Below are 23,924 nucleotides of genomic sequence, written 5' to 3' on the forward strand. Positions count from 1 at the left end.
TTGGAAAGAGTGATTTTCCTAAATAAGATATTTTCAGATTTTTATCAATATAATCATAAGCTTATAGAAGATCCTCCATCAGATTTCCATTTTGGAAACAATGACTTTTCGTTTTAGGTTTCGTCAAAAGGAGAAGAGTTGATCTATTGGAAATGTGGTCTAAAACTGCAAATAAGGTAAAATAGAAACAATCAAAGAGTTATTTTTAAGTTAAAACTTATATGAGCTAAATTCAGAAGGGAATTTGAAGATTTTGCATTTCTTTATAATTGGTTGTTAGCTTTCTCCATACTGTGTCAGAATGTTCAACCGATTTTCGTGTGACAATTAATAAAAAGTTATAATGAGCCAATTAATAAATAAATCATTAATGTTAAAATTTGTAATGTTATATTTGTTTTCACCTATTGATGATAAAATGATAGAGGTATTTAAAGCGTTTTTAGATCTCAATCATAATCAATCTAATTTCATTTATACTTTGAAAATGTTTCAAAAAGAAATTCATTCTATCCCTCATAACAATCGTTATAAAAGAAAAAATTTGTTCTTTTGCTATATGGTTCAAGAATCACCGCATTTTAAAAAACTAAATGCACTTTTCGACTTTTATATAGCACCTCCCGCAAATAAAGCGACTTGGTCTGAAAACTTATCATACTTTTATCATCGTACTAGCCTTCATTTATGGAAAAATTATAAAAAATATATTGGTGGTATCTGCTTATTAGGAAGTGCTTACTTGATAGCACCACTATTCAGGGCAGAATATAATTGTAGTAATCCCTACCAATTTAAAAACTTGACCCATAATGGATTATGTTTAAATCCTAATGAGTTTATCTTAAATAATTCGTTAACTATATACGGCTCGAGCAATCATTTTTTTACAGAATTACTATGCAGCAATTGTGATGAGGGAAATTTTTACTTTGATAGGCATAGTATATATGGTCCGATTATAGGAACGCTCAGAGATGACTATAAGACAACAAAGCATTACCGCGGAAAATTTTTCAAAAAATTGATTTCTGATGAAGAAGCAGTTAATGTCTTAAAACAAATCCGCAGTATTTACTCTCAAATCGAAAAGGGAGAAATATCTTACTCTTTATTCACTTTTTCATGCATGGATTTTTCCCAAATTATTTATCAAGCAGCTGGTGGAAAAGAAAATTTATATAAAGAGTTCACGCAACAACGTCTCTCAGGATTAACAGGAGCATGGGCTACCTTAAGATATAATCGCTTCCATTATAACTATTGGTTATCCGCATTAGCTGTGCTTTGGCAAATGCCCTCTATCCAGGAAGAGATAGATCAATTTGAAGAACAACTTATACCTTGTATAGATAAAACAGATACAGATGAAATCATGTACTGCCATCAAACTCCATCCGGAGAAAAATATCCTGAAGGCTATCAGCCAAGCTATCAACCAACTGCTGAATTTCAAGAGGGAAATTTGAATTATCTATGCCGGCCATAAAAATAAGTTAGACTATATAGTCTTCCCTGGTTTGTTGTCACCTTGTTAATTACAATCTTTAACAATCAAAAATGCATCATAAAAAAAAACAGCTTAAAACGGGAGTGTATTGTCACAGGTATTCCGGTGTAAGAATAAAATTTTCATTATAAAATCATCAAGTCGTATCCTGTTTATACTCACGCTTACCTATCCAAAAAATTACTTAGTGCCCTCTTAATGCTCACTTAATCTATATATTGTACTATATGATCTCTTTAATTATTTCATAGGGTGCTTAATGCTAGTAAAGGTGGACAAAATATCATATGAAGGTCGATTCTTTGTGCCAACAGTGGAATTAAAAGAAAGAATAAAATCAAAACACGAAGTTAGCCCGGAAGATTTTACGATAATAGCTTACTCAAGTTCTGGTGGCAGTGAAGATGCTATAGATTTATTAGAACAAACTACGACTGCCTTTCCCAAAGAAATGGTTAGAAATTTGGTATGTTTGTATCCTGGACGACTTGTTGAACATGAGATACTTGCTCAGTTACAAGCGACCATGAAATTGGATAAGCATGTTGATGATGAGATGGATACATTCGGGCATGCTTTTACCCTGGTACAAAAAACACTAGAAGGGGATTTGTTTGAGGGAATGGTGTCTAAGATCAGTTTAATGCATGCCAATACCAAAATTGATATTATCGAATTTTTCAATGACTTAGATAATGGTAAAACAAAAAAGGTGTATCCTTTTTCCTCTGAGGAGTTAGGAACTCTAGGATCATTTTATGCGTCGATTTCAGGAAAAGAGCCCTGGAGTTCTAATAAAGAATTACTTAAAGCGGTATGCGTCCAGCGAGCCATGGCATTGATTTATACTCAGAGAGCACGAGCAATAATTGAACCTGTGGTGACAGGATCTATAAATGAGCTTTGTAAACAACGTATTCTTGAACGATTAGAGTATGTTGAAAAAGAACGATCTGTAGCCATATTTACTACTGGAGGTGTTGCTTCCGGAAAAGGGAGTTGTCTTAAACTCGTTTCAAAAGTTATTGGACAATATAAACCCGAACCTGTTGAATGGAATCAACTTGTTCATCATAATGCTGATAGGCTTAAGCCTTTTCTACAAAAACCAGAAGTACATCCACTGAAATACTCTCAATTTACTTATGAAGAAGCCTTGTTAGTTAAAGAAAGGGTAATGCAAGTTATTGCAAAAAACAGCAATGAATTAAGTGGAGAGAGATACCCCAGTTTTCTCCATGACCAAACCAAATTAAAACCTGATGAGCTTCGAGAAGCGAATCACCGCTATGGTGAAGTAGATATTGTTGCGATCTCTACGGATGTAGCTGCTGCTATCGAGCGAGCATATGGACGAGGGAAAACAACACAACGATATGAACATACAGAAGGTTTACTTGGATCGCATCAAGCAGTACCTGGAGAAATGATGAAATCGTTAAATCAAAAGGAATTAATAGGTTCTAATGTATCTGTGGCGATGTTTGATAATAATAGTCCCACAAGAGAATTGACCATGTTTGCTTCAGTTAATATGAAAACGAAAGAGATTATTATTTATAACGAGGAAATGATGGAAAATTGGATTAAGAAAGAAAATATTAATCCTAAAGCAAAGTCAGGGGAATCTTTATATTTAGAAAAGCCTGTTCGCTCAATTACCGAATATTTTGCGCCTTTGATTGAGAATGGGTTCGAACTTGAGTATCCGGGGGAAGAGGCTACTATGACATTTAAAGTATAATTAAATTACCCATATTTGTTAAATTTAATATATCGTGGTTTAATGTTTATAATTTAATCACAAGGAGTAAACATGATGATGAAAAAGACTGACGGTGTAAAAAAACCAGGCGATGTTTCAAAAAAATGGTCTTTTTTAGATACGTCTAAACGAGTTTTGGATGAAGACAAAAGTTTAAAGAACTCAGAAGAAAAAGAAACAGTTAAGGATAAGGAAGAAACTATCAATAGTTTAGATAATATGGCTGAAGCGGAGCCAGATATAAATCAGCTTTTTAAACATAAATAGTTTGGATATAAGAGGCAATGCTCTTCGCTCTGCATTTTGGCGAACCTCTTTTGGTTCGAACATTTCCGTGCCAAAGACATGGGATGCTTTGGCAGCTATTTCGGAGTGACTCTGCTTTATGTGATTTTCATTCAGAAATGGAGCGCTAGAATAAAGCAAGCAAATGGTTACTTTTATATTATTAGCCGCTTTACTTTGACTTAGTATGACTGACGCCATCTTCACAAGTACACGTTCCGCTTTTTGTGGAGATATCAATGATGCAAGATTTCATCCCCTGATGGGCTTGACAAAAGCGGCCACAATTTCCTTGCTGAGTGGCATTGCACATTTTCGTTTCATCTGCTAAGGCTAAAAAAGGACTCAAATACAAGGCGAAACCAAACAAAGCAAGTACCGGTTTAATAAACATTTTTTCCTCCTGGCTGAATATTAATCACCGTTATTATAGCAAGCATATCAATTTTAGCTTGATTGATCAGCAGCGAAATCAAGGTTATTTTTTAAATCCATGAGACTAATACTGATCAATCTTCGGAAGAACAGTAAGCTGGTTAATTAACGAAGAAAGTGTAGCCTTGATGAAGCAATATCTATTTAACATTTTATCTATGAGGCTCTAATATTTTTAAGAATTATTTTTCAGAATTAAGCTTTGTCAAGAACTTGACTCAAGGCATTATCTTTATGAGTATCATTATCAGCCGTAAAAATTCCTGTGGTTGCCATTTGAGATGCCTAATCATTCAATAAAGGAAGTACTATGCATATTGTCTTTTGGTTTTTATTCTTTGGGGCTACTTTAGTAGCCTTCGCCTCCTCGTCTAATATTCCTGATAGTTCACAAGATAGAATTGTATCCTTACCAGGCTTTGGTAGGCTTAAGAATTTAGAGTATGCAGGCTATCTTCCTCTTTCGACTTCTGTTTGTTTAAAGCAAAAATGTAATACACAAGGTAATTTATTCTATTGGTATGTTGAAAATCGAGAGCATTATACGAATGCTCCTTTGGTGTTATGGTTAAATGGTGGTCCCGGATTCGCGTCAATGTATGGTTTTTTTATGGAAAACGGGCCTTATGCAATTAATCAAGATGGGACTTTGTCAGAACGTCATTATTCTTGGAGCCGAAAAGCCAATTATTTAGTAATTGATCAACCAGCTGGGGTTGGATTTTCTTATGGGGAACATAATACATTCTCAAATGAGTCAGAAGCAATAGATCAATTATATGTTGCACTTAAGACTTTTTTTCAGCAGCATCCGGAGCTAGAGTCGAAACCATTTTATTTGGCTGGTGAATCTTATGCTGGAAAATATTTACCTCAATTAGCTATTCGAATTATTTCTGAAACAGGGACTACTCCCAAAATTAATTTAAAAGGACTGTTAATTGGTGATGCCTGGGTTAATCCTCGTCTGCAACAACGTGCAAATGCTGATTTTGCTTATTCACATGGTCTTATTGATCATCAAGTTCGAGACAAAGTATTAAAATTATATTATTTATGTACTAAAGAGATAGACAAAACAATCCCATCAAGTCGCAAAGCAAACCAGGTTTGTAAAAAAATGCAGGAATTAATAGAGAAAGAAAGTGGCGGACTTAATATGGCAAATATTGCCAAAGGTACAGAACCTGATGATACACCCATGATTAATTATTTAAATAAATCTGAAGTTCGTCAAGCTTTGCATATAGATAAGCGTATTCCACAATTTAACAATTTTAGTAAACAAGTAGCTCGTCGGCTTGAAATTGGTGAACAGGATTCTGTTGCCGATTTATATCCTAAAATCCTTGCAGCAGATATTCGAGTATTGATTTATAATGGTCTGGAAGATGGAAAGGACTCAAACTTTATGAGCACTGAATTATGGCTATCCGCACTTAAATGGCCATTCAAAAATAAATTTGTTCATACAACTTCCTGTGTATGGCATACAGATGGCAAAGTAGCTGGTTATGCTAAAATGTCAGGTGGCCTAACCCAAGTTAAGATTCGAAATGCAGGACATCTTGCCCCTATAGATCAACCGGCAAGGTTATTTGACTTATTTAATCACTTTATTAGTAATAAACCGTTGTGCTAATCTTGGTTGAACCAGTCCTTTGAGATCTGCAGTTGTTTAAACCTATTGAACAAGACAACGCTCTGGTTTTTCATCCTGTAACGCCAATGTGGCAAAACCGCCGGATGCCTTTTCATGTTGAGTGTGTTTCTGTTTATCTTGATTGGATTTCGTATGTGATTCCTGAAGTTGTGATTGCACTTTGGACATGGTTTCTTTGATACGCTCTAGTGAAAGCTCATCGGTAGGGTCAACGAATAATCCGGCTCTCACATGACTAAAACAAGGATTAATCCCATGCTCAGCCCTTAGCTTATTCTCATTGATATTCCCGCGATCAATTGTCCATAGCTCTTCTATGCTTTTTGAGAACAATCTTTCTATATACATTTTTTCGCTGTCCAAAAAAGCCATTTTACGTCTATCTTTGCCTCTAAAAAAATGTAACGTATGTGTAAACTCATGTCCAATGGAGATAAATGGAGGTTTGAAAGCTAAACTTGTTTCTTTGCCAAACGTTAAAGCTTGGAATGTAAAGCGCGGGTCTTCCCAAAAATTAGGAGGATATAAAAGCTGCATTTGCTTCCATATCGTTCTGGGATAATTAAAAAATTTTAATACTGGCTTTGTAGTAGCATCAGTCATTGCCGCGGATTCACCAACACCTGAGGTTGCCACAGGAGTAACAGATAGCATAGGGGTATTTTTTTCTTCAACTGAAATGCGACAACCATGCTGATATGCAAGTTGGTTTAATTTGATGATCAATCTCTGTCCGGTAGGTTGAGATAATAGTTGACGCACAAATACCGCAATATGTTCTTTCTGTTTGCTTTTTTTATCAAATACCAAGAAATTATCCATAAAGTAATTATATTGCTCACGCAAATATTCTGCGGGATGTGATTGTTTATCTTTCGGGATTAATTCTATGTTGAACGCATGAAAATATAAAAGTGGGTTATGTAAATGTACATTATGTAGTGCATTGAGTTTTTGATTCAGCTGACTGACTTCTTGAAATAAATCTGTAAAAACAATACCTGTTTTTACGTCTTGGTTTCTATCAAATAACGCTAAAGTTTGATCAATACGCCGGTAGATTAGATGCTCTAAATTATCAGCTTGTTGAATAATATCGTTACTCTGCATCCTGGACATATTAGAAAGAAAAACATCAACTTTTGCCGCCAGTTTTTTATTTTCTAACTGTTCTATCTGTAAGTTTTTCGCGTACATTGCACATTTCCAAGGCATTATTATTTCATTTTATAACACAATTAGAGGGCGTTTGCCAATAAATAAGCAAGAAAACTGTATTCAGGGTAATGATATGTGCGCTCTTGCAAAATCTTCGATCTAAGTATTCTAATTTATTGTCCATAAAATACCTGGTCTGGTATATTTGTGTTTCTAGTGTTCAAATGCAAATCTTTTGTTCAATTAATGTATTAATTCATTTTACCCTTAAGTCCAGTTTTTAAAGGTTAACTATGAATTAAAATCCAAATAAATAAGCGAGGATCAAACATGAAACTGATGTCTGTTATTGGTATTAACCTTGGAATAACAAAATGGATAGTTAGTGAATCCAAATCTCCATTTGATGAAGAAGATACCCTGTGTGTTTATGAATGCACCAAACCAGAAGAGGCTGAGCAGATGATGGAAAATATAAAGTCAGCATTCGTAAAGGATTCTATGGATTTGGATATAGGAGAACAAGAATCTCCATTATTGGATTATTATCTAGAAACACATGGTAATTATGTTGTTGCATCAATGAAGTTTTTAGAGAGGTATTTCGACGGGAAAGTTGAGGAAGTTCATCAGGAAAACAAATTCAGAAATCAATTTTTCTTGATAGGCAAGTTAATGGAGGACGAGGATAAGAACTTACGTTCCCGTTTGATTGTAGTAAATACCAGTGAAAACTCAATAATAATTAAACATATAGTACCGGAACAAATAGAGGAACCAGATCTAATCGATTTTGCGGAAGAATACCTGGGTGTTACTTTATATACTAAGAGGAATAAGGGAAGTACTGCTCAAATAAAAGAAGCGTATAATTTTAATGGACTATTTTTACCTGATGATAATTTTAGTGTACTTTGGTTACCTGCCAAACCTTATCAAGGACACGCTATGTTTACTGCCTATGGATGTTCGAGTCATAGGGTGGCTAAAATACTGGAAACAAAAATTAGAGAGGATGAAAATAAGAAACAAAAAGTAACTCCACTGGTAAGTAATAGGGAACATATGACTATGGTGTGTGTTGGACCTATCTTACTGGCTTCAGGGGAGTATTTAGAACAAATTTATGGTAAACCAATTCATGTGCCTCTAGTCAATGATTTAGTAAAGCAAGGTCTTGCAGATAAACAGGCTAAACAACGAGCAACTGTAGTAGATAAAATTTATGCCGAATGGAATGAAAAAACTCAATTAAGGAGTCAGACTTATCCTTTAAAGCTACAAAGCAGAACAACTCCAACGTTCTTCGCGTCCCAATTGACTCCAACTGGAAAGCATAGAAATCTTCTATTCGCATCTTCATCGATTAATGGCGAAATGACTATTGTTCCAAAACCTGATCCTATGCCATATCCTGGCATTTCTACTGAGGAAAAAACTATTGTTCCCACGCCTGCTCCTCTACCGTATCCTTTTATGCATGGGAGTCAAAATTCTGTAACAACTCAGAAAATGGTTGCTCCAAGAGCTCAATCAATGTTTTTTGCTTCTCATTCAGACGAGCCTTTAAAAACGTTTACTGAAGAGGAGTATTTGGGGCTCTTCCAGTAATAAATTATAGATGTCGCAGCTCTATTAGAAAGAGCCCAATGGTTATGCCCTATGGAGTTCTTTCTAATTTTAATAAAACTTCTGGCGAAAGACATGGAATGACATGGCGGTTATTCGGAGTGATTCTCCTTTTATGATTTTTATTGGGAAATGGCGCTAGCTATTATTTAGTATTTAGAACAAAGAATTAAATTTAACAGCTCCCAAGATTCAGGAGAAGGATAGATTCGTTACTCACTTTGTTCGCCCTCACTTCTTAGCGGCTCGCTGAAGCGCGTCAAAAATACTCGCCACGCTTTGCGCTCTTCTAATGCGGCTTTGAGCAATTTATTTTTGTAATTTTTAAATAAAATTTTTAGAGGGCTTGTTACCTCGTTCCTTTTTCATTACTAAAGAGCAGGAATTTCACTAGGAGTGATATCGATTTAGGTCATCTCGATGTTATTTCAATCAGCAAGGATTTATATTATAGTCCAACTTTTTAATTTGATGAGTATCTATATTCAATTCTCTAAAGGCTCATCCTCTTAGTCCTTCGAATTCAACGAAATCTAAAGTAGAAGAGAATGTGGAGCTAAGTTCTCAATAATTAAGATTAAGAAAACTTTCAATTTAAGAGCAACCAACTTTGAAATTGTTGGTCAATGACCTGACGGACCGTCAGTTTTTCATTTTAAATTTCTCTACGTACCGCGCTTTATGCGCGGTAACCAGAACGATATTTTAAGATGTCGCTGAACATTTCCATAGAAAGATCCCCTAGATACCGCGCATAAAGCGCGGTACGTAGCCGAAAAAATTAGTGGGTTTCTCATCAAAAAACTGAGGATCCCTCAGGACGAATGAACCCAAAACTACTGTTAAGCTGCTCCGGTTGCTCCCAATATAAAATATTTCCTCGCTTTAGATGTGTATATAAATCAGATAAGTTGAATAAGTGAACCAATAGTACTTATTTTAAGCGAATCAGTGTCGTCTGAGAATACTCTTATTTTGAAACTAGTTTTTCCAAAAAGGAAATGGACAAAAAAAATAGCGCGTCCGGAAGCTAGATATTATTTAGTATTTTAGAACATAGAATTAAATTTAAATGCTCCCAAAATTCAGGTGAAGGAATAGTTCGTCGCTTACTTTATTCGTTTTTCATCGCTTTGCGCTCTTCATTTGGCCTTTTGTCGTCGTGACCCAGTAACGAAGTATCTACCTTTTTCTAAAATGAATAATCTTCTTATTTTATAAGAAGCAGACATAATCCTGCGTAATTATTACTTCCAGAAATAAATCCTATTTCGCGACAGTGTCAAGTTACCCACAAATTCTGGGGATAAACCTGTGGAGAATCAAGGATAAAGAAGATTGGTTACTTATTATTTAACCAATGATGAATTTCTTGTATGCTTTCATCAATAACAACTATGGCTTCAATTTTGGCCATGCTAGGATATAAATTAAGGGAGTTACATGATGGAATGGTTCTTTGATCCCGCCATTTGGATAGGATTGCTTACACTCGTAACCTTGGAAATTGTTTTAGGTATTGATAATCTTATTTTTATTGCAATTCTTACCGATAAACTCCCTCCCCAACAACGTAATAAAGCAAGAGTGATTGGGCTAACTCTTGCAATGTTTATGCGTCTTATCTTGTTGTCCCTTGTTTTCGGGCTGGTTAAACTGACCAAACCGTTATTCTCTATAGGTCCATTTTCATTTTCAGGTCGTGATTTAATTCTTCTGCTTGGAGGACTGTTTTTATTGTTTAAGGCAACTTTTGAATTACATGAACGACTAGAAGGGGTCTCTCCAGTTCGTAAAGGAAGTAAGGTCTATGTCAGTTTTGGATTAGTTATTACGCAAATTGTTGTGCTCGATGCAGTATTTTCTATCGATGCAGTTATTACTGCGGTAGGGATGGTTGATGAACTTGCTCTAATGATAGCAGCTGTTGTCCTTTCCATTGCCGTTATGATATTAGCCTCAAAACCACTAACTCGTTTTGTGAATGCTCATCAAACAGTGATTGTTCTTTGCTTAAGTTTTTTATTAATGATTGGCTTTAGTCTTGTTGCTGAAGGGTTTGGTTTTAAAATTCCCAAAGGTTATCTCTATGCCGCTATTGGATTTTCGATATTGATTGAATTTTTTAATCAGTTGGCACGTCGAAACCTAATTAAAAATGAACCAGGTATCAGTTTTCGTGAACGAACAGCAGATGCAGTACTTCATCTGCTGGGAGGTTCTCCGATTGAAATTACGGACGAAACTGAAACTACGGCCAATTTAGAACAAGGACCTGTTTTTGTTGAAGAAGAACGCAATATGGTACGTGGTGCACTGACCTTAGCGGAACGAACAATCAAATCCATCATGACGCTACGTTCGGATATTTCCTGGATTAATCTAAGCGATAAGATTGATGTGATTCATCAACAATTATTAGAAACACCACATAGCTTTCTATTAGTTTGCCGCGACAACCTTGATAATATGATTGGGATTGCGCGAGCAAAAGATTTAATGGCTGATGCTATTTCAAAGGGTAGCATTGATGAAAAAGGCAGTTTAAAAAAACCCATTGTTTTACATGAAAACTGGAGTGTCATAAGAGCAATGGATATATTAAAACGTTCTTATGGACAGTTATTGGTAGTAGTGGATGAATACGGTGAGGTGAAAGGGCTTTTAACACCCATTGATGTTTTGGAGGCGATTGCTGGTGAGTTTCCTGATGAGGATGAGCAACTAACCATCCAGCAATTAGATACAGGGATCTGGAAGGTCGACGGTGCTGTCGATCTTTATCATCTGGAGCAAACGTTAGGAGTCGATTTTCTTAGCGATGATGAGGAATATGTATCTCTCGCTGGCTTTTTAGTAACACGATTTAATAGGATTCCTGAGGTAGGCGATGTTCTGGAATTTGAAGGTTTTCGGTTCGAGGTAGTAGAAATGGATGATCGACGAGTTGCCTTCGTTATGGTCAATAAAATTGAGCAGGAAAAAACAGCAGACTAATGGTGTCAACACAGGATTAAACACGAAGCTTATAGAAACCAGTTCTTTATTTATTTTATTCGTGATTTTATTGGCTTCCGTGTTTGATTTTACTAATGGATTTCATGATGCAGGCAATTCTATTGCTACATTGTGGCTACTGGTATTTTAACGCCTTTACAAGCGGTAATGTGGGCCGCTTTTTTTAATTTTATCGCATTTTTAATTTTCAAATTATGCGCTGAAACAGGAGCCGCTATGGTTATCTTTGCCGCAACAGATTTTGGTGTGCCTGTTTCTACTACCCTCATTGTAACGGGATCTATTGCGGGCGTGGGTATCTCGCAAAGTTTTTGGGGAACACAGTGGTCAATGATGCGAACAATCTTTTTAACATGGATATTGACCATTCCTGTAACAGCACTCATTGCTGCAATGATAATGCTAATACACCAATAAGGGTTAATGAGTAACAAAATTGTGATTATTCGAGTAATTGACAGTATGTTCAATAGGTTGCAAAATATTTTCGAAGTCCTAGGGCAGTTCACTTTTTAGGTGTTTTTCTTCTATCTTGTCTTTCCAAGCTGGTTATGCAAGACCCCTAGGTTTTAACCTAATTAGTGGAGATATATCGATGGCAAAACAAAGGTTTATATATTTTATTTCTTTTATTTTATACTTTCTTCTGGTTTTCCCTGGGTATAGTTTAAATCTAGACTCTCTTCTCCCTGATGAACAAAATACAGTAAAAGTTTTTCATGATTCATCCCCTAAAGTAGTTTATGTTCACAGATTGGCAACAGTTACCAATCCCTCTTTTGAGAAAATGCAAGTTAAGGAGGGTGCCGGTTCTGGAATTATCTGGAATAACAGTGGGTATATTGTCACGAATTATCACGTTATTAAGGGAGCGGATAAGTTGGCAATTACTTTGGGTAAAATGACAGTCCCGGCAAAAGTGGTTGGAGCAGAGCCGCGTAAAGATATTGCAGTATTAAAGATCGAAGCACCAGAAGCCTTGGTTTTATTAAAGCAATTTACACCATTCCAAATAGTACATCTTAATGATCTCATAGTGGGGCAAAAAGCGATTGCAATAGGTAATCCTTATGGCTTGGATCATAGCTTATCTAAAGGAGTTGTTTCTGCTTTGGGTAGAAAAGTTCCAGGGATCGGTGGGGTGACGATTCGGAATATGATTCAAACAGATACTCCAATTAATCCTGGTAACTCTGGCGGACCCTTATTGAACAGTGCAGGGCAGTTAATTGGCATGAACACCATGATTTACTCTCCCTCAGGTTCATCTGCTGGAATTGGTTTTGCTGTTCCTGCTGATGATATTGAGCGTATCGTAACGCAAATTATTCAAAATGGGCGAGTGGTATTGTCTGGAATAGGTATCCAAAGCGTTCCACCTACTATTGCACGTCAATTGGGCATACATAAAGGGATCTTGGTTGCAGATGTTCTCCCCAATACCCCAGCTGCTGAAGCTCATTTAAGAGGTACTCATCGAGATGCTTGGGGACGAATCATACTAGGAGATGTTATTATAGCGCTTAATGGTCACGTAGTTCGTAACTATGATATGTTATATAATATGCTTACGGAAATAAAAGTAGGGGAGCAAGTGACTGTTTCCATTGTGCGTGGTAATAAGCAAATGGATTTACAGATGAAAACTATAGATATAGCTGGAGTTTAAGCTGTAAACGTTTACATTTGATTACCCCTATTCAAAGTCTTCCAAGCCGGCGAGAAATCGCCGGTTTTCAATAGACCTTGCTCACTTAAAAAAAGGCAACTCAGATCCAATTTAAGCTTAGCTGGGAGTAAACGATAAATTAGCACAATCCTGAGAATTAAATTCATCTGATGAATCATCCGGCGCTCTGGAATATTATCGCACACACTCTGAAATGCTTGTTAAATTGATTCATCTCTAAGAGAACAAAAAGAAAATTTTATTGAACCCTTGAAATGAACCCATCACGACCCTATTTTCAGATTATCCAAAAACACTAATCAAGGAGATACTATGAATACTTTACGAAGAAGCTTACCTATGTATCAAGAAATGAATAGCTTACTGGAAAACTTTTTTAATCCTCAACGAGATGATGCCTCTTTTATCGAAACAAGTACGTGGTCTCCTCTTGTGGACATCAAAGAAGAAAAGGACCGTTTTGTTGTGCTTGCTGATATTCCTGGTGTAAAAAAAGAAGACATCGATATTTCTTTGGAACAACATGTATTGACTTTAAGAGGAGAGCGTCATTTTGAAAAGTCAGAAGAGCGCAATGGTTACACACGCAGAGAGCGGGCTCAAGGACAGTTCTACCGACGGTTTAGTTTGCCTCAAACCGCTGATGATTCAAAAATTACAGCACGTTATGCGTATGGAGTACTTGAAATTTCAATTCCTAAAAAAGAAACAGCTGCTGAGAAAAAAATAGCAGTTACCTTAGAAGACTGATTGTCCAAGCAACGTAGGTTTGGTAAAGCCTACGTTGCTCCATGATTTAGAGCCTAAGGGTTTACAGGTTCGATAGAGTGCTAATTTTTCCTAGAAATTATCCTGAAATAAGAACCGATAATCCTTATGAACAATCACGATACTTTTTGATGAGGAGAATTAACAACATCTACTAGCTTGAATTTTTGATATCCCAGTTTAGAAAGGAGATTTAGATGAAAAAGAAACTACTTCCTATTTTAATCTCTGTTCCTCTTATCACTATGATATCAGCAGGAGCCATAGCACTTGAAGTGAAACAAAATAATCAAGTGCAAAAGAACAATCAACAAGTAACCTCGGATCCCTTTGATAACGATGCCTTCTTTCAATCACCTAATGATATTTTGAAGCAAATGGATCAAACGCAACGAGCTATGGATCAATTTATGAAAAGTCAATTTTTACAAATGCAACATAACTTGGTGAATCAACCCAATCAAATGCCATTTGGTAGTACAAATACCATTGAAATTAAAGAAAGTAAAAATGAGATTATCTATAAAATAAAATTACCAAAAGGTGCTGATGGTAAAGTCGATGTCTCTGTTAAAGAGGGACAATTGAGAGTGAGCTCAAATGTAACGCAAAAAATTACGCGAGAACAAGATAATAGCAAAAGTGTAAGTTACTCTCAAAGCAATTACAGTCAAGCATTTCAATTACCCGAGGGTTATGATCCGAACACTATGACCACAAAAATGAAAGATTCAAATTTGATTGTTATTTTCAAAAAATCCATTGCGACATCTTCAGTACTCTAAGAAATTATGACCTCAAGCTTTTTCATAGTAACGCCAGTTTTTGTGGCGTTATTCCACTCATATCATTTCTATGAATTTATTAGATAAATTCATAAATTTGACCATTGCTTCCCGCTTGGAATTTATATGACTATTATATTAGAAAAAAATTGTTCTAATAAACTTCCTACAATGTTATTTGCAGGAAAATAACTTCCTAACAAATTATATTATCAAGGGATAAAGGGAACTTTTTTAATCTATGTAGGAAGACAAAATAAACTTAAAAAAGAACTTTTATGTTTACTAGTGGGGTAGTGTTAATATAGTTACCCCACTAGCAATTGAAAGGAAAATATTATTTATTCTTAAGGGATTTGTATCTCTCCATGCATATGATGCTCACCAAGAGAGAAAGGATATCTTCTGGTTGTATTTTTCCTTTTAAACTGTTTTTCTAATAATTTTTCAATAGCTGCAAAACCATCACGTAGAGCAATATATAAATTTCGGCTTTGCTTTCTACTGCTGATTTCCTTGCCAAGTAAAGTCATGTTAATGTTTACACTAAACATTATCCCTTTAAGTCGATTATTTTGTTCCCTATCGATGACTACTCGACAATGATTTATTTTTCTATAGATTCTCTTGAGTTTGTTATAATATTTATCGATATGGCATTCAATTGCCGATGAGTATGAAACAGAACGAAATGTTATTTGAACTGATGACATAGCTAAATCCTCTTAATTTTAAATTAATTTTTAAAAATAAAACAAAAAATTTTCAATTTAATGATAAGAGATATGATTCATATATTACTTCTTTGGTAGTTGTTAGTGATCCTCCTTATAAAATGCATTTTGATTAATCTATAGGGACATTTAAGTGAAATTTCAATGTATTTTTCATCATTTTTCAATCTTCATTTATATCTCAGCAAGCTATGCAGATGAGTAAGTGTAGCCAGGCGCTAGCTACAATGATATTGATTTAAGCTGTTGCGAGATAGTCTGTTCCAAAGTTGAGATGCTGTCGATAAAATGGCGATTGTGACTTACGAATAAAACAGCTCCGGGAAAAGCTTGAATAGACTCTACTAAGGCGTCAATTGATTCGAGATGGAGGTGATTTATTTCCTCACTACGTTGTGCGATACCGATGTCGATTTTTGTCGTTTGCGTTGAACGCGCGAACAACGAAAACGGCTCTTTTTATGCAATAATTGGTCAAGCTTCCCTGCTATACCTGCTGGACTATAGATATAAGCATAAATGGTTTCATGAAAGATAATACATTGTCCGGCTAACCCTTTTAAGCCGACTTGAAATTTGTTGAGGAGACCAGCCTTCTTTCAAGCGAGCAATAATAACTTCCTTAAGCTCAGGAATCCAACTTAAATCCATGATGAAATTTTCATGATAAATACTGTTTGGGTATATCTACCCATACACAATCTAATGTTCATTTAATAATAATTTCTTACCATAAAGTATATTTATATTTCAAAAAACTTTTAGAAGATTAAGAGAATTACTGATTGAAAGACTTTCAATAACAAATTCACTTTATGAGTGGTTTGAACCTGAGAGAGATATTTATGGCAGATATAATCGATTTGATGAAGGAATTAGAATACCCGACCAACGAAGAAGGAGTATGCCTGGGTTTGGCTGTAATGGCAGAAAGAGCTCGCCATTGTGGTCAATATGAGCAATTTAAGGAGAGAATGGAGTATCTTGAGGGACTAAACAATGGTACGCTCAAATCACTTCTATGCGACGCAAAAGAAACGGCTAAGAGAAACGAAGTACTCACACAGGAGGAAAAAATTCTATTATCCATTGAGCCTTTCTTTTTTCAAATATGGTGTTATTTTAAACCGAGAGCAGTTCAAAAGTTTTTTCAAATTAGCGGACATCATTTTAAACAGGACGATATTCGAAGAGTAGAAAAATTAATTCACCAGGATTTTTTATTAGCGAAATCTGATAGGTTTTTCCTCAGCACAGAACCAGAAGATGACGGAACATACGACCAAGGAAGATTTTTAACTCAATTCTTGCATGTCATTCAAGAGTATGAGGAGTGCGGTTTATTAATTGCTTGTCCCGACCATATGGTACATCTTTACTACGATAAAAAACAAAGCAAATGGTATTTAACTGATCACTCGCGGTTATCCAATTATGAAAGAGTTGACGAATTATTGAAACCGCTCATTGATGTATTCACAGACAATGGAGTAACTAACTTATCGATTCAAGTATTTGCTGAAGAATCTCCGGATAAACAAGAACTACTAAAAAAACTCAATCAATTGAGTATGGATTCGGTGCAGCAATTAAAAGAAAGTGATAATCCCCATCGTTTTGACACTAATTGGTTCACAGCATTATCAAATGCAGCTCTAAATGATCATTACCTTGTCATAGAAAATTTATTGAACAACCCCAATGTTAATATAAATTTAGTCGATGGAACAGGAAAAACCCCTTTGGGGTTAGCGGCACAAAATGGCAATAAAAATGCTACAGAGGTCTTATTATTGCATCCTGATATTTTAGTAAATAAAGGTAATTCAAACGGATACCCTCCATTGTGGTCTGCGGCAAATGGAGGTTATTTGGGCGTAGTTAAAGCTTTACTTACACATCCAGATATACTAGTAAATAAAAGAAAGAGAGGATGTGTAACTCCCTTAGCAATAGCAGCACGAAAAGGCCATTTAGATGTTGTAGAGACTTTTTTGAAGCACCCAGATATTTTAGTTAATGAAGGTGATAAAAATGATATTACTCCATTACTTATAGCAGTAGCCTCTAGTCATTTAGATGTTGTTAAGGCATTGTTGAAGCATCCAGATATTGACGTTAACCTCTCCGATAAGGATGGGGTTACTCCTTTATGGATGGCTGCATATAAGGGTCATTTTGATGTAGTTCAAGTCTTAGTAAATCATCCTAATATTAAAGTGAACCTAACAAATCAGGCTGGATGCACACCCTTATGGATCGCAGTACAGAATGGTCATCTCAATATAGTTAAGATTTTACAGGCTCATAGTGATATTCTTGTAAATTTAACTAGGAATGATGATGAAATTTCAGCGCTATGGATAGCTACTCAGCGTGGCCACTTGGATATAGTCCTTGAGTTACTTTTACATCCAACTATTGACGTAAACCAGCCTAACAAGAATGGAGTAACACCCTTGTGGGTAGCAGCATGCAACGGGAGGTTGGACATTCTTCAGGCTTTATTGGAACATCCCCAAATTAAAATAAATAAAGCCCAAAAAGATGGCATCAAACCTATAGATATTGCTAAGTACAAGGGACATCAAGATATAGTGGATGCACTAGAGAATCATCAAGAGTCGAATCAGAGGGATAAAGATCAATGTATTGAAAGATACGATATTGATCACTCTAAAGAAAAAACTTTAATGCTTAGAGACAATTTTTTTGCTAAAGAGCAAAGTACAGAATCAGAAGTGAATAAAAACTGGAATAGAGCAATCTGCATGTTGTTCTAATATGATACAAATATTCAGATTTATTGTAGCTGCGGGTACATTTAACTATCTACCTTCGCTCACTCGGCCATCTCTCCAATCAATGCCTGAGGAGCAAGCGTAGCCTTGATGGAGCAGCGAGTAATCAAGATTTTCATTCTCCCGGCAATATCATCACTATTTTTATGTGTCCCACCAATTTGCATCATGAGAAATGATGATAAGACTTCATCTAAAGGTTGGTGATTTAGATAAATAAAACTTGAGCTACAAAATGTTCCATCAGGCTGGCTAGCTCCAATGATATTAATTTAAGCTGTTGCGAGATAGTCGGTTCCAAACTGATCAAGATAATCTTTATAATTTCCCAGGTAATTTTGAGCCCCATATCGCTCGGTTAAGACCAGGACCCGGGTTGAGATGCTGTCGATAAAATGGCGATTGTGACTTACGAATAAAACAGCTCCGGGAAAAGCTTGAATGGACTCTACTAAGGCATCAATTGATTCAAGATCGAGGTGATTGGTTGGCTCATCAAGAATAAGAACGTTGTTTTTTTCTAAAATCAGTTTGGCCATAACTAATCTTGCCGATTCGCCACCACTTAACAGTCCAATCTTCTTATCAACGTCTGAGCCGCGGAATAAAACCTGCCCTAGTATTTTCCTGATCTCCTGAGATGTGGCGACAACCTGCTCTTCCATCCACTCCAATACAGTTTGAGCCGGATCCAACTGCACTCTATAGTCCTGCGAAAAATACCCAACTTTTACGGTATCGCTCCATTCAAAATAACCTTGATCCGGTTGAAGTTCACGCAATAAAATTTTTAATAAGGTCGATTTACCGATGCCATTAGGGCCAATAATCGCGCATTTGTCGCCGCGATTAACATGAAACGCGACCTCTTTTAATAAAATTCTTTCATTAAATTGTTTATGAATGTTATCAACTTTAATAACGGATTTACCGGATGGTTTTTGTTGTTGAAAATTAAAATACGGTTTAAAAATATTAGAATCTTTTATCTCAACCAATTCGATGCGATCAATCATTTTTTGACGAGAAGCTGCTTGAGTAGCTTTACTTGCCTTTGCTCCAAATCGATCGACGAAGGATTGCATTTCATCAATTTTCTTTTGTTGATTTTTTAATTCACTTTTTTTCAGGATAAGTCTTTCTTCCTTAGCGGCAACAAATTGATCATAATTACCATGGTAATTTTGAATGGTATCGTAATCAATATCTAAAATATTGGTTGACACGTTGTTGAGGAAACCACGGTCATGCGAAATGAAAATGAGCAACCCTGTAAAAGACGTTTTTAAGAATGACTCAAGCCATGCTATCGATAAAATATCCAAGTGGTTAGTCGGCTCGTCGAGCAGCATGATATCTGGATTCTGATACAAAACTTGCGCCAGTAAAACGCGCAGCTTATACCCGCCAGATAAGGCGCTTAGTGGTCCGTTATGGAATTTTTCTGCGATGCCTAAACCAAGTAATAAATTTTTGGCAGTGGATTCGGCCTCATAGCCTCCTTGTTGCATGATAAGCTCTTCAAGCTCACTCACGCGATAGCCGTCTTCTTCGCTAAAGTGCTCACTGGCATAGATTTTATTCTTTTCGGTGAGCGCATCCCATAGGATCGCATTTCCTTGAATCACCACATCCAGCAGCGAATCGTCTTCGTATCGAAAGTGATCTTGCTTCAATATTCCCACATTCAGACTCTTCGCCTTTTCAACACTGCCACTGGTCGAGGATTCTTCACCCGCTAAAATTTTTAAAAAGGTGGATTTTCCTGTCCCATTTGCTCCAACTATGCCATAGCGCTTAGTCGGCAATAAAATCAAATCAACATTTTGAAATAGGGATTTTTTTCCAAAATCCATCCCAATACTTCTTACTTCTAACATATGAGCAACCTCAAACTAGGCATTTACTTTACTACATGATTTCAACTTGTTTGGCATATTCGCCTCGCTCACCCTCGGCCAAGGTATAACGAACGCGTTGCCCTTCAATTAATTCTTTGTAACCGTCGGTCTGAACTTCAGAAAAATGAACAAACACCTCTTTATCTTCTGCATCGGGTGTAATGAAACCATAGCCCTTAATTTTATTAAAACGCTTTACTGTACCTGTTTGCATTATTTGATTCCTTGCTACGAAATGTATGGCAGCCGTCGAACACTTTCTTTCCGACCTTCCCATTTTTAAATATTTATAAAACTTATCGCCCTGGCTTTGCCCCTTTGCGACAGAAGAATAAGGTGTGAAATGAAAGCCCTTCCAGTTTCTGGAACAACACGCCATGAAAATTGTTCACTTATATACAGCAAAAGGGTAATAAAATGAAGACTATCTTAACATTGATCGACCTCATTTTAAACAATTAATTTAAATTAAATACACTTAGGCCCTTTGCCTCTCTCTATATTTGAAAAATAGGTGGCTTAAACCCTGAGATTTTAACAATCAAGTTAGATTTTTTAATAGTGTGAGAATCTTGTCGAGACCCAGTTTATGCATTGTTTCAATATTATAATCTGGAATTTTACTGGTATCACCGTAATAATCAATCGCTTTTTCAATACTGCTTTCTCTTAAAATATGCAGCATAGGGTAGGGACTACGATTGGTATAATTGGATACATCTGTTGTCAAAACATCAGCAAAGCAATAATCAGGATGAAATGTCGCTAGTTGATAAATGCCTTCATAACCGCTCCCTGTTAACATCTCTTCTGCTAAAGAGACAAAGTCTAAATAATTATCAAAATCCGAAAGTGAAGAGGGGAAGAGTAATAAAACTGTTTCTATTTTAATGTCTTTGTCCATGCGCACCATTGTAGACATCATCATTTCAAGGGCTTGTTCTAAGTTTTTCGGTCGAACAATATCGATAACAAGTGTTTCTTGATTAACGGTATATTCAGCAAACGGGCAGATTTTAAATTGAATAATAAAGGAACGTATCCACGCTATAGTTTGTTTTTTAATCTGGTCGTCTGTTAACTTGGGCATATAAAATACCGTTGGCTGCAAGGAAAGCATATAGTACCGGATTGAGTTTAATTAGAAAGCTTTTTATTGCAGAAGGTGTACCAGGGGCTGGTTAATTCCTTTTCATTTTTATCTAAATTAACAGTTAGTTCTCCACTACACGACTATTGAGTTTGCGATGTATATCAAGAAATTTAGAATAAACTACATCTATTAGAGAAGGAATTTTATTGAGTCTGAGACCACATAAGAATAATCAATTTGTGCTTGTAGATTATTAATAGATTAAACAGATCAATACAGTTCATAGTGGCATAATTTTCAATTTGCCGAGTATTTTTCCGAATTATAGTGTTAGTGAACTACTTCTATCTATCGATGTGATAACATCATCGGCTGTAATGTCAGGATTTGCTTGATATTGTTGTTTTATAATTAATAAGTTCTTCGCAATAGTTTCACTACTTAAATCTCTCATTAATAAATCATGTGCAAACTTTGATGAAAATTCAGTACCGTCAATTATTAGACTCACGTCGCTACTTTGACTTTTACTTTCATAACAAGCAAGGCGGTAATGATCAATACTCCCTACCAATTTATCATAATTATCATCATGTTGTACTATCAACCCTTGCTTAACCTCAAGAGCTTGTACAAGATGCTGGAAGTTTTCACTCAAGAAATCCATTGCGTGCATGCGCTCCTTAGGCTCTGGAGCGTTTAAGCCTGCTAAAGCGGCTTGTATTCCAATAAACTTCTCCTCTAAATCAGGATACAATTTAAATATCACTTCCACCACTTTTTGGGCATACAGCTCTTGGAGGGTGATCCCAAGACTGTAGATATCATCTGCTCGGGTAAAGGTATAATCATCTTTAGGATGGGCCTGTGCAAATTTTGCTTGTTCAGGTGATGTGTAGGCAGGTGTAGAAATGGTTGAGTCATTAGCAGTGTAGACTCCATCCTGCATCTTAACTGCTGAGCCAAAATCGATTAATTGTACTTTTCCAGTATCGATAAGCATCAAATTATGAGGTTTAATGTCCCGATGGAGATAATTTTTTCTATGGAATTCTGATACTTGTTCTAGGATATTATTTATAACCCGTGCATAACCCGTTACAAAAGGACCCCATTGTACTGAGTCATCTGGATTATTTTTAGCAGAATCCATAATCTGGTCGAATATGGCTGTTGGGTTTGCTTCTTTTGCTCCACTAAGCATGACTAAATCATTACCCCGCAGCAATGGCATAGTGGAATAGACCAGCATATCGGTAGCAAAGACCGTTGCCGGGATGCCAAAATCGTTAAGTATGGTTTTGTTTTTCAGGGCATCTTCTAATGATTTTTTTTGGGTCTCAGGAATTACTTCCTTTAATAATCGATTTTTAAAAAATTCTATTAATTCTTTTTGAGATAATTCGTCATAATCTGAGTCTGGATATTTTTCAAGGTACATCCCTCTTAATGTGGGCTCATAATTTTCCATAAGCATATTTTCGTCAGAAATAAGTGTTATAACCAGCTCACGTAGTTCCTTACCAGAAAAACATTCTTTAATTGCGAGCCAACTGGATTTTCCAGTTGGCTCAATAATTTGTCCAGCCCTCATGATTCCTTCACCGCCTTCACCCAAAATGATATCAGATAAAACATATATATTGGCGCCATCATATAATATTCTAAAAGGCACATCGCTTGTATTATTCAAACAAAAAGGTGGCGGGCTAGAACTTTGTTTTATATTTTGTTTTATTTTTTTTATTTGAACGTCGCTAAGCAAGGGGGAATTTTGATCCATTAGTTCTTTTTGCTGTAGAAGGGTAGGCGGCATCTCAATGTTCTGAGGGGCTTTTTTTGGAGGGGGCTTCTTGAAAAAATTCTTAAACATATTATTTCTTATTAAATTAATAATAGATTAAGTATAGAATGATTGTATAAAAAATGTATATAATGGTTTAATTAGGGCAACCTCTAGGGAGTGGCATGCCTATTAAGCAAGAAATTTTGCACAGTCTTACTCGTAATGCTAGAAATTTAAGCACCTTGGACCTTAGTAATCAACAACTTACTGTAGCTGATATTAAAACATTGTTAACCGCGCTTGTTTTTAATACCCATTTAGTGCGATTAAATCTGGCAAATAACTTATTTGGCGATGAAGGGGCTAGCTTGTTGGCAAGTCAGCTTCGGGTTAGTGAGTTAAATGTAAGTTACAATCATATTTCTGATGAAGGGATAAAAGCCTTTGTAAAAAATAACGATTTGGATGCTATAAATATACAAGGCAATACCTTTACCTTTATTACACGGAAGCGTCTGGATCAAAAAATAGCTGCAAATTTTCAAGCTAAAATTAGCAAATTAGCCATAATCTTAAGTGTTATCGCACAGGGTAGAGGGCAGATCGCTAGCCCGCTGACTTTACTTCCTACTGAACTTATATTTTCTATTATTAGCTATTTGGGAACAAGTTGGTGTTCGGATAGCACATTGAATAAAATGGCAACGATAATATTTAATAATATTAATTACGATAGTAATTATCAAAAAATATTTCTCTGGAATCGACCTACGGAAAAACCATTTAAAGTTCCCAGTTTTTTTTCAATAGCAAAAACATATACACCTCACCTCATTGAAGGTCCTGACCTTGAGGCACAAAAAGAGCATAAAAGGTGAGCATTTACTTTAAATCTATTAGTTA

General features: G+C 35.9%; 19 protein-coding genes and 1 pseudogene. 13 read left to right on the forward strand and 7 right to left on the reverse strand.

Annotated elements, in window-relative coordinates:
- Positions 1-343: 343 nt before the first annotated feature.
- From LXO92_RS10290 to LXO92_RS10300, 3 genes are all read left to right on the forward strand, one after another.
- Complete coding sequence (locus tag LXO92_RS10290; RefSeq protein ID WP_182352581.1) at positions 344-1,489, forward strand: hypothetical protein; 1,146 nt, start codon at positions 344-346, stop codon at positions 1,487-1,489.
- Between the two features lie 325 nt (positions 1,490-1,814).
- Positions 1,815-3,254 carry a zeta toxin family protein gene (locus tag LXO92_RS10295; RefSeq protein ID WP_233291530.1) on the forward strand — a complete coding sequence of 480 codons (1,440 nt, stop codon included), beginning with the start codon at positions 1,815-1,817 and terminating at the stop codon, positions 3,252-3,254.
- A gap of 72 nt (positions 3,255-3,326) precedes the next feature.
- Entirely contained in the window at positions 3,327-3,542 is a 216-nt protein-coding gene (locus LXO92_RS10300; protein ID WP_232890925.1) for a hypothetical protein, read from the forward strand.
- Positions 3,543-3,732: 190 nt separating this feature from the next.
- Here the strand turns inward: LXO92_RS10300 and LXO92_RS10305 are convergent, their stop codons facing one another.
- Positions 3,733-3,954, reverse strand: coding sequence for a hypothetical protein (locus tag LXO92_RS10305; protein ID WP_182352582.1), 222 nt, complete (start codon positions 3,952-3,954; stop codon positions 3,733-3,735).
- A 351-nt stretch (positions 3,955-4,305) separates the two neighbouring features.
- On the opposite strand from LXO92_RS10305, the gene LXO92_RS10310 reads away from it, so the two are divergent.
- On the forward strand, positions 4,306-5,637 hold the full coding sequence (locus LXO92_RS10310; RefSeq protein WP_182352583.1) for a S10 family peptidase: 1,332 nt from the start codon (positions 4,306-4,308) through the stop codon (positions 5,635-5,637).
- 42 nt (positions 5,638-5,679) lie between these two features.
- Here the strand turns inward: LXO92_RS10310 and LXO92_RS10315 are convergent, their stop codons facing one another.
- Positions 5,680-6,855 (reverse strand): hypothetical protein, encoded by a 1,176-nt coding sequence (locus LXO92_RS10315; RefSeq protein WP_232890926.1) that lies wholly within the window; start codon positions 6,853-6,855, stop codon positions 5,680-5,682.
- 291 nt (positions 6,856-7,146) lie between these two features.
- On the opposite strand from LXO92_RS10315, the gene LXO92_RS10320 reads away from it, so the two are divergent.
- From LXO92_RS10320 to LXO92_RS10345, 7 genes and pseudogenes are all read left to right on the forward strand, one after another.
- Positions 7,147-8,427, forward strand: a complete 1,281-nt coding sequence (locus tag LXO92_RS10320) for a hypothetical protein (RefSeq protein WP_182352585.1) — start codon at positions 7,147-7,149, stop codon at positions 8,425-8,427.
- Positions 8,428-9,888: 1,461 nt separating this feature from the next.
- Positions 9,889-11,442, forward strand: coding sequence for a TerC family protein (locus LXO92_RS10325; protein ID WP_232890927.1), 1,554 nt, complete (start codon positions 9,889-9,891; stop codon positions 11,440-11,442).
- 31 nt (positions 11,443-11,473) lie between these two features.
- Positions 11,474-11,658, forward strand: a pseudogene (locus tag LXO92_RS17290) (inorganic phosphate transporter); the annotation flags it as partial.
- 21 nt (positions 11,659-11,679) lie between these two features.
- Positions 11,680-11,880, forward strand: coding sequence for an inorganic phosphate transporter (locus tag LXO92_RS10330; protein WP_255666687.1), 201 nt, complete (start codon positions 11,680-11,682; stop codon positions 11,878-11,880).
- Between the two features lie 178 nt (positions 11,881-12,058).
- Positions 12,059-13,132, forward strand: a complete 1,074-nt coding sequence (locus tag LXO92_RS10335; protein ID WP_182352586.1) for a S1C family serine protease — start codon at positions 12,059-12,061, stop codon at positions 13,130-13,132.
- Positions 13,133-13,465: 333 nt separating this feature from the next.
- On the forward strand, positions 13,466-13,903 hold the full coding sequence (locus tag LXO92_RS10340; RefSeq protein ID WP_232890929.1) for an Hsp20/alpha crystallin family protein: 438 nt from the start codon (positions 13,466-13,468) through the stop codon (positions 13,901-13,903).
- A gap of 215 nt (positions 13,904-14,118) precedes the next feature.
- Positions 14,119-14,706 carry an Hsp20/alpha crystallin family protein gene (locus LXO92_RS10345; protein ID WP_182352588.1) on the forward strand — a complete coding sequence of 196 codons (588 nt, stop codon included), beginning with the start codon at positions 14,119-14,121 and terminating at the stop codon, positions 14,704-14,706.
- Between the two features lie 347 nt (positions 14,707-15,053).
- Here the strand turns inward: LXO92_RS10345 and LXO92_RS10350 are convergent, their stop codons facing one another.
- A complete protein-coding gene (locus LXO92_RS10350) occupies positions 15,054-15,419 on the reverse strand; it encodes an HPF/RaiA family ribosome-associated protein (RefSeq protein ID WP_232890930.1) in 366 nt (121 codons plus the stop codon).
- Between the two features lie 866 nt (positions 15,420-16,285).
- On the opposite strand from LXO92_RS10350, the gene LXO92_RS10355 reads away from it, so the two are divergent.
- A complete protein-coding gene (locus LXO92_RS10355; protein WP_232890931.1) occupies positions 16,286-18,223 on the forward strand; it encodes an ankyrin repeat domain-containing protein in 1,938 nt (645 codons plus the stop codon).
- Between the two features lie 290 nt (positions 18,224-18,513).
- Here LXO92_RS10355 and LXO92_RS10360 read toward each other — a convergent pair whose 3' ends face one another.
- The 4 genes from LXO92_RS10360 to LXO92_RS10375 form a co-directional block, all read right to left on the reverse strand.
- Positions 18,514-20,121, reverse strand: coding sequence for an ABC-F family ATP-binding cassette domain-containing protein (locus tag LXO92_RS10360; protein WP_182352592.1), 1,608 nt, complete (start codon positions 20,119-20,121; stop codon positions 18,514-18,516).
- Positions 20,122-20,152: 31 nt separating this feature from the next.
- On the reverse strand, positions 20,153-20,356 hold the full coding sequence (locus tag LXO92_RS10365; RefSeq protein WP_182352593.1) for a cold-shock protein: 204 nt from the start codon (positions 20,354-20,356) through the stop codon (positions 20,153-20,155).
- Between the two features lie 327 nt (positions 20,357-20,683).
- A complete protein-coding gene (locus tag LXO92_RS10370; protein WP_182352594.1) occupies positions 20,684-21,232 on the reverse strand; it encodes a DUF1415 domain-containing protein in 549 nt (182 codons plus the stop codon).
- A 325-nt stretch (positions 21,233-21,557) separates the two neighbouring features.
- Positions 21,558-23,108: a protein kinase domain-containing protein gene (locus LXO92_RS10375; protein ID WP_232890932.1), complete on the reverse strand. Its 1,551-nt coding sequence runs from the start codon at positions 23,106-23,108 to the stop codon at positions 21,558-21,560.
- A 95-nt stretch (positions 23,109-23,203) separates the two neighbouring features.
- Between LXO92_RS10375 and LXO92_RS10380 the strand changes: the two genes are divergently transcribed.
- Positions 23,204-23,899, forward strand: a complete 696-nt coding sequence (locus LXO92_RS10380) for a hypothetical protein (RefSeq protein WP_182352596.1) — start codon at positions 23,204-23,206, stop codon at positions 23,897-23,899.
- Positions 23,900-23,924: the final 25 nt, after the last annotated feature.

The sequence above is a fragment of the Legionella resiliens genome (assembly GCF_021344005.1).
GTDB lineage: Bacteria > Pseudomonadota > Gammaproteobacteria > Legionellales > Legionellaceae > Legionella > Legionella resiliens.

Coding starts and splice junctions, on each gene's coding strand:
- LXO92_RS10340 (WP_232890929.1), top strand. CDS start 13,466: ATGAATACTTTACGAAGAAGCTTACCTATGTATCAAGAAATGAATAGC.
- LXO92_RS10360 (WP_182352592.1), bottom strand. CDS start 20,121: ATGTTAGAAGTAAGAAGTATTGGGATGGATTTTGGAAAAAAATCCCTA.
- LXO92_RS10375 (WP_232890932.1), bottom strand. CDS start 23,108: ATGTTTAAGAATTTTTTCAAGAAGCCCCCTCCAAAAAAAGCCCCTCAG.
- LXO92_RS10380 (WP_182352596.1), top strand. CDS start 23,204: ATGCCTATTAAGCAAGAAATTTTGCACAGTCTTACTCGTAATGCTAGA.
- LXO92_RS10365 (WP_182352593.1), bottom strand. CDS start 20,356: ATGCAAACAGGTACAGTAAAGCGTTTTAATAAAATTAAGGGCTATGGT.
- LXO92_RS10330 (WP_255666687.1), top strand. CDS start 11,680: ATGGTTATCTTTGCCGCAACAGATTTTGGTGTGCCTGTTTCTACTACC.
- LXO92_RS10320 (WP_182352585.1), top strand. CDS start 7,147: ATGAAACTGATGTCTGTTATTGGTATTAACCTTGGAATAACAAAATGG.
- LXO92_RS10325 (WP_232890927.1), top strand. CDS start 9,889: ATGATGGAATGGTTCTTTGATCCCGCCATTTGGATAGGATTGCTTACA.
- LXO92_RS10310 (WP_182352583.1), top strand. CDS start 4,306: ATGCATATTGTCTTTTGGTTTTTATTCTTTGGGGCTACTTTAGTAGCC.
- LXO92_RS10305 (WP_182352582.1), bottom strand. CDS start 3,954: ATGTTTATTAAACCGGTACTTGCTTTGTTTGGTTTCGCCTTGTATTTG.
- LXO92_RS10335 (WP_182352586.1), top strand. CDS start 12,059: ATGGCAAAACAAAGGTTTATATATTTTATTTCTTTTATTTTATACTTT.
- LXO92_RS10300 (WP_232890925.1), top strand. CDS start 3,327: ATGATGATGAAAAAGACTGACGGTGTAAAAAAACCAGGCGATGTTTCA.
- LXO92_RS10315 (WP_232890926.1), bottom strand. CDS start 6,855: ATGTACGCGAAAAACTTACAGATAGAACAGTTAGAAAATAAAAAACTG.
- LXO92_RS10290 (WP_182352581.1), top strand. CDS start 344: ATGAGCCAATTAATAAATAAATCATTAATGTTAAAATTTGTAATGTTA.
- LXO92_RS10370 (WP_182352594.1), bottom strand. CDS start 21,232: ATGCCCAAGTTAACAGACGACCAGATTAAAAAACAAACTATAGCGTGG.
- LXO92_RS10355 (WP_232890931.1), top strand. CDS start 16,286: ATGGCAGATATAATCGATTTGATGAAGGAATTAGAATACCCGACCAAC.
- LXO92_RS10345 (WP_182352588.1), top strand. CDS start 14,119: ATGAAAAAGAAACTACTTCCTATTTTAATCTCTGTTCCTCTTATCACT.
- LXO92_RS10350 (WP_232890930.1), bottom strand. CDS start 15,419: ATGTCATCAGTTCAAATAACATTTCGTTCTGTTTCATACTCATCGGCA.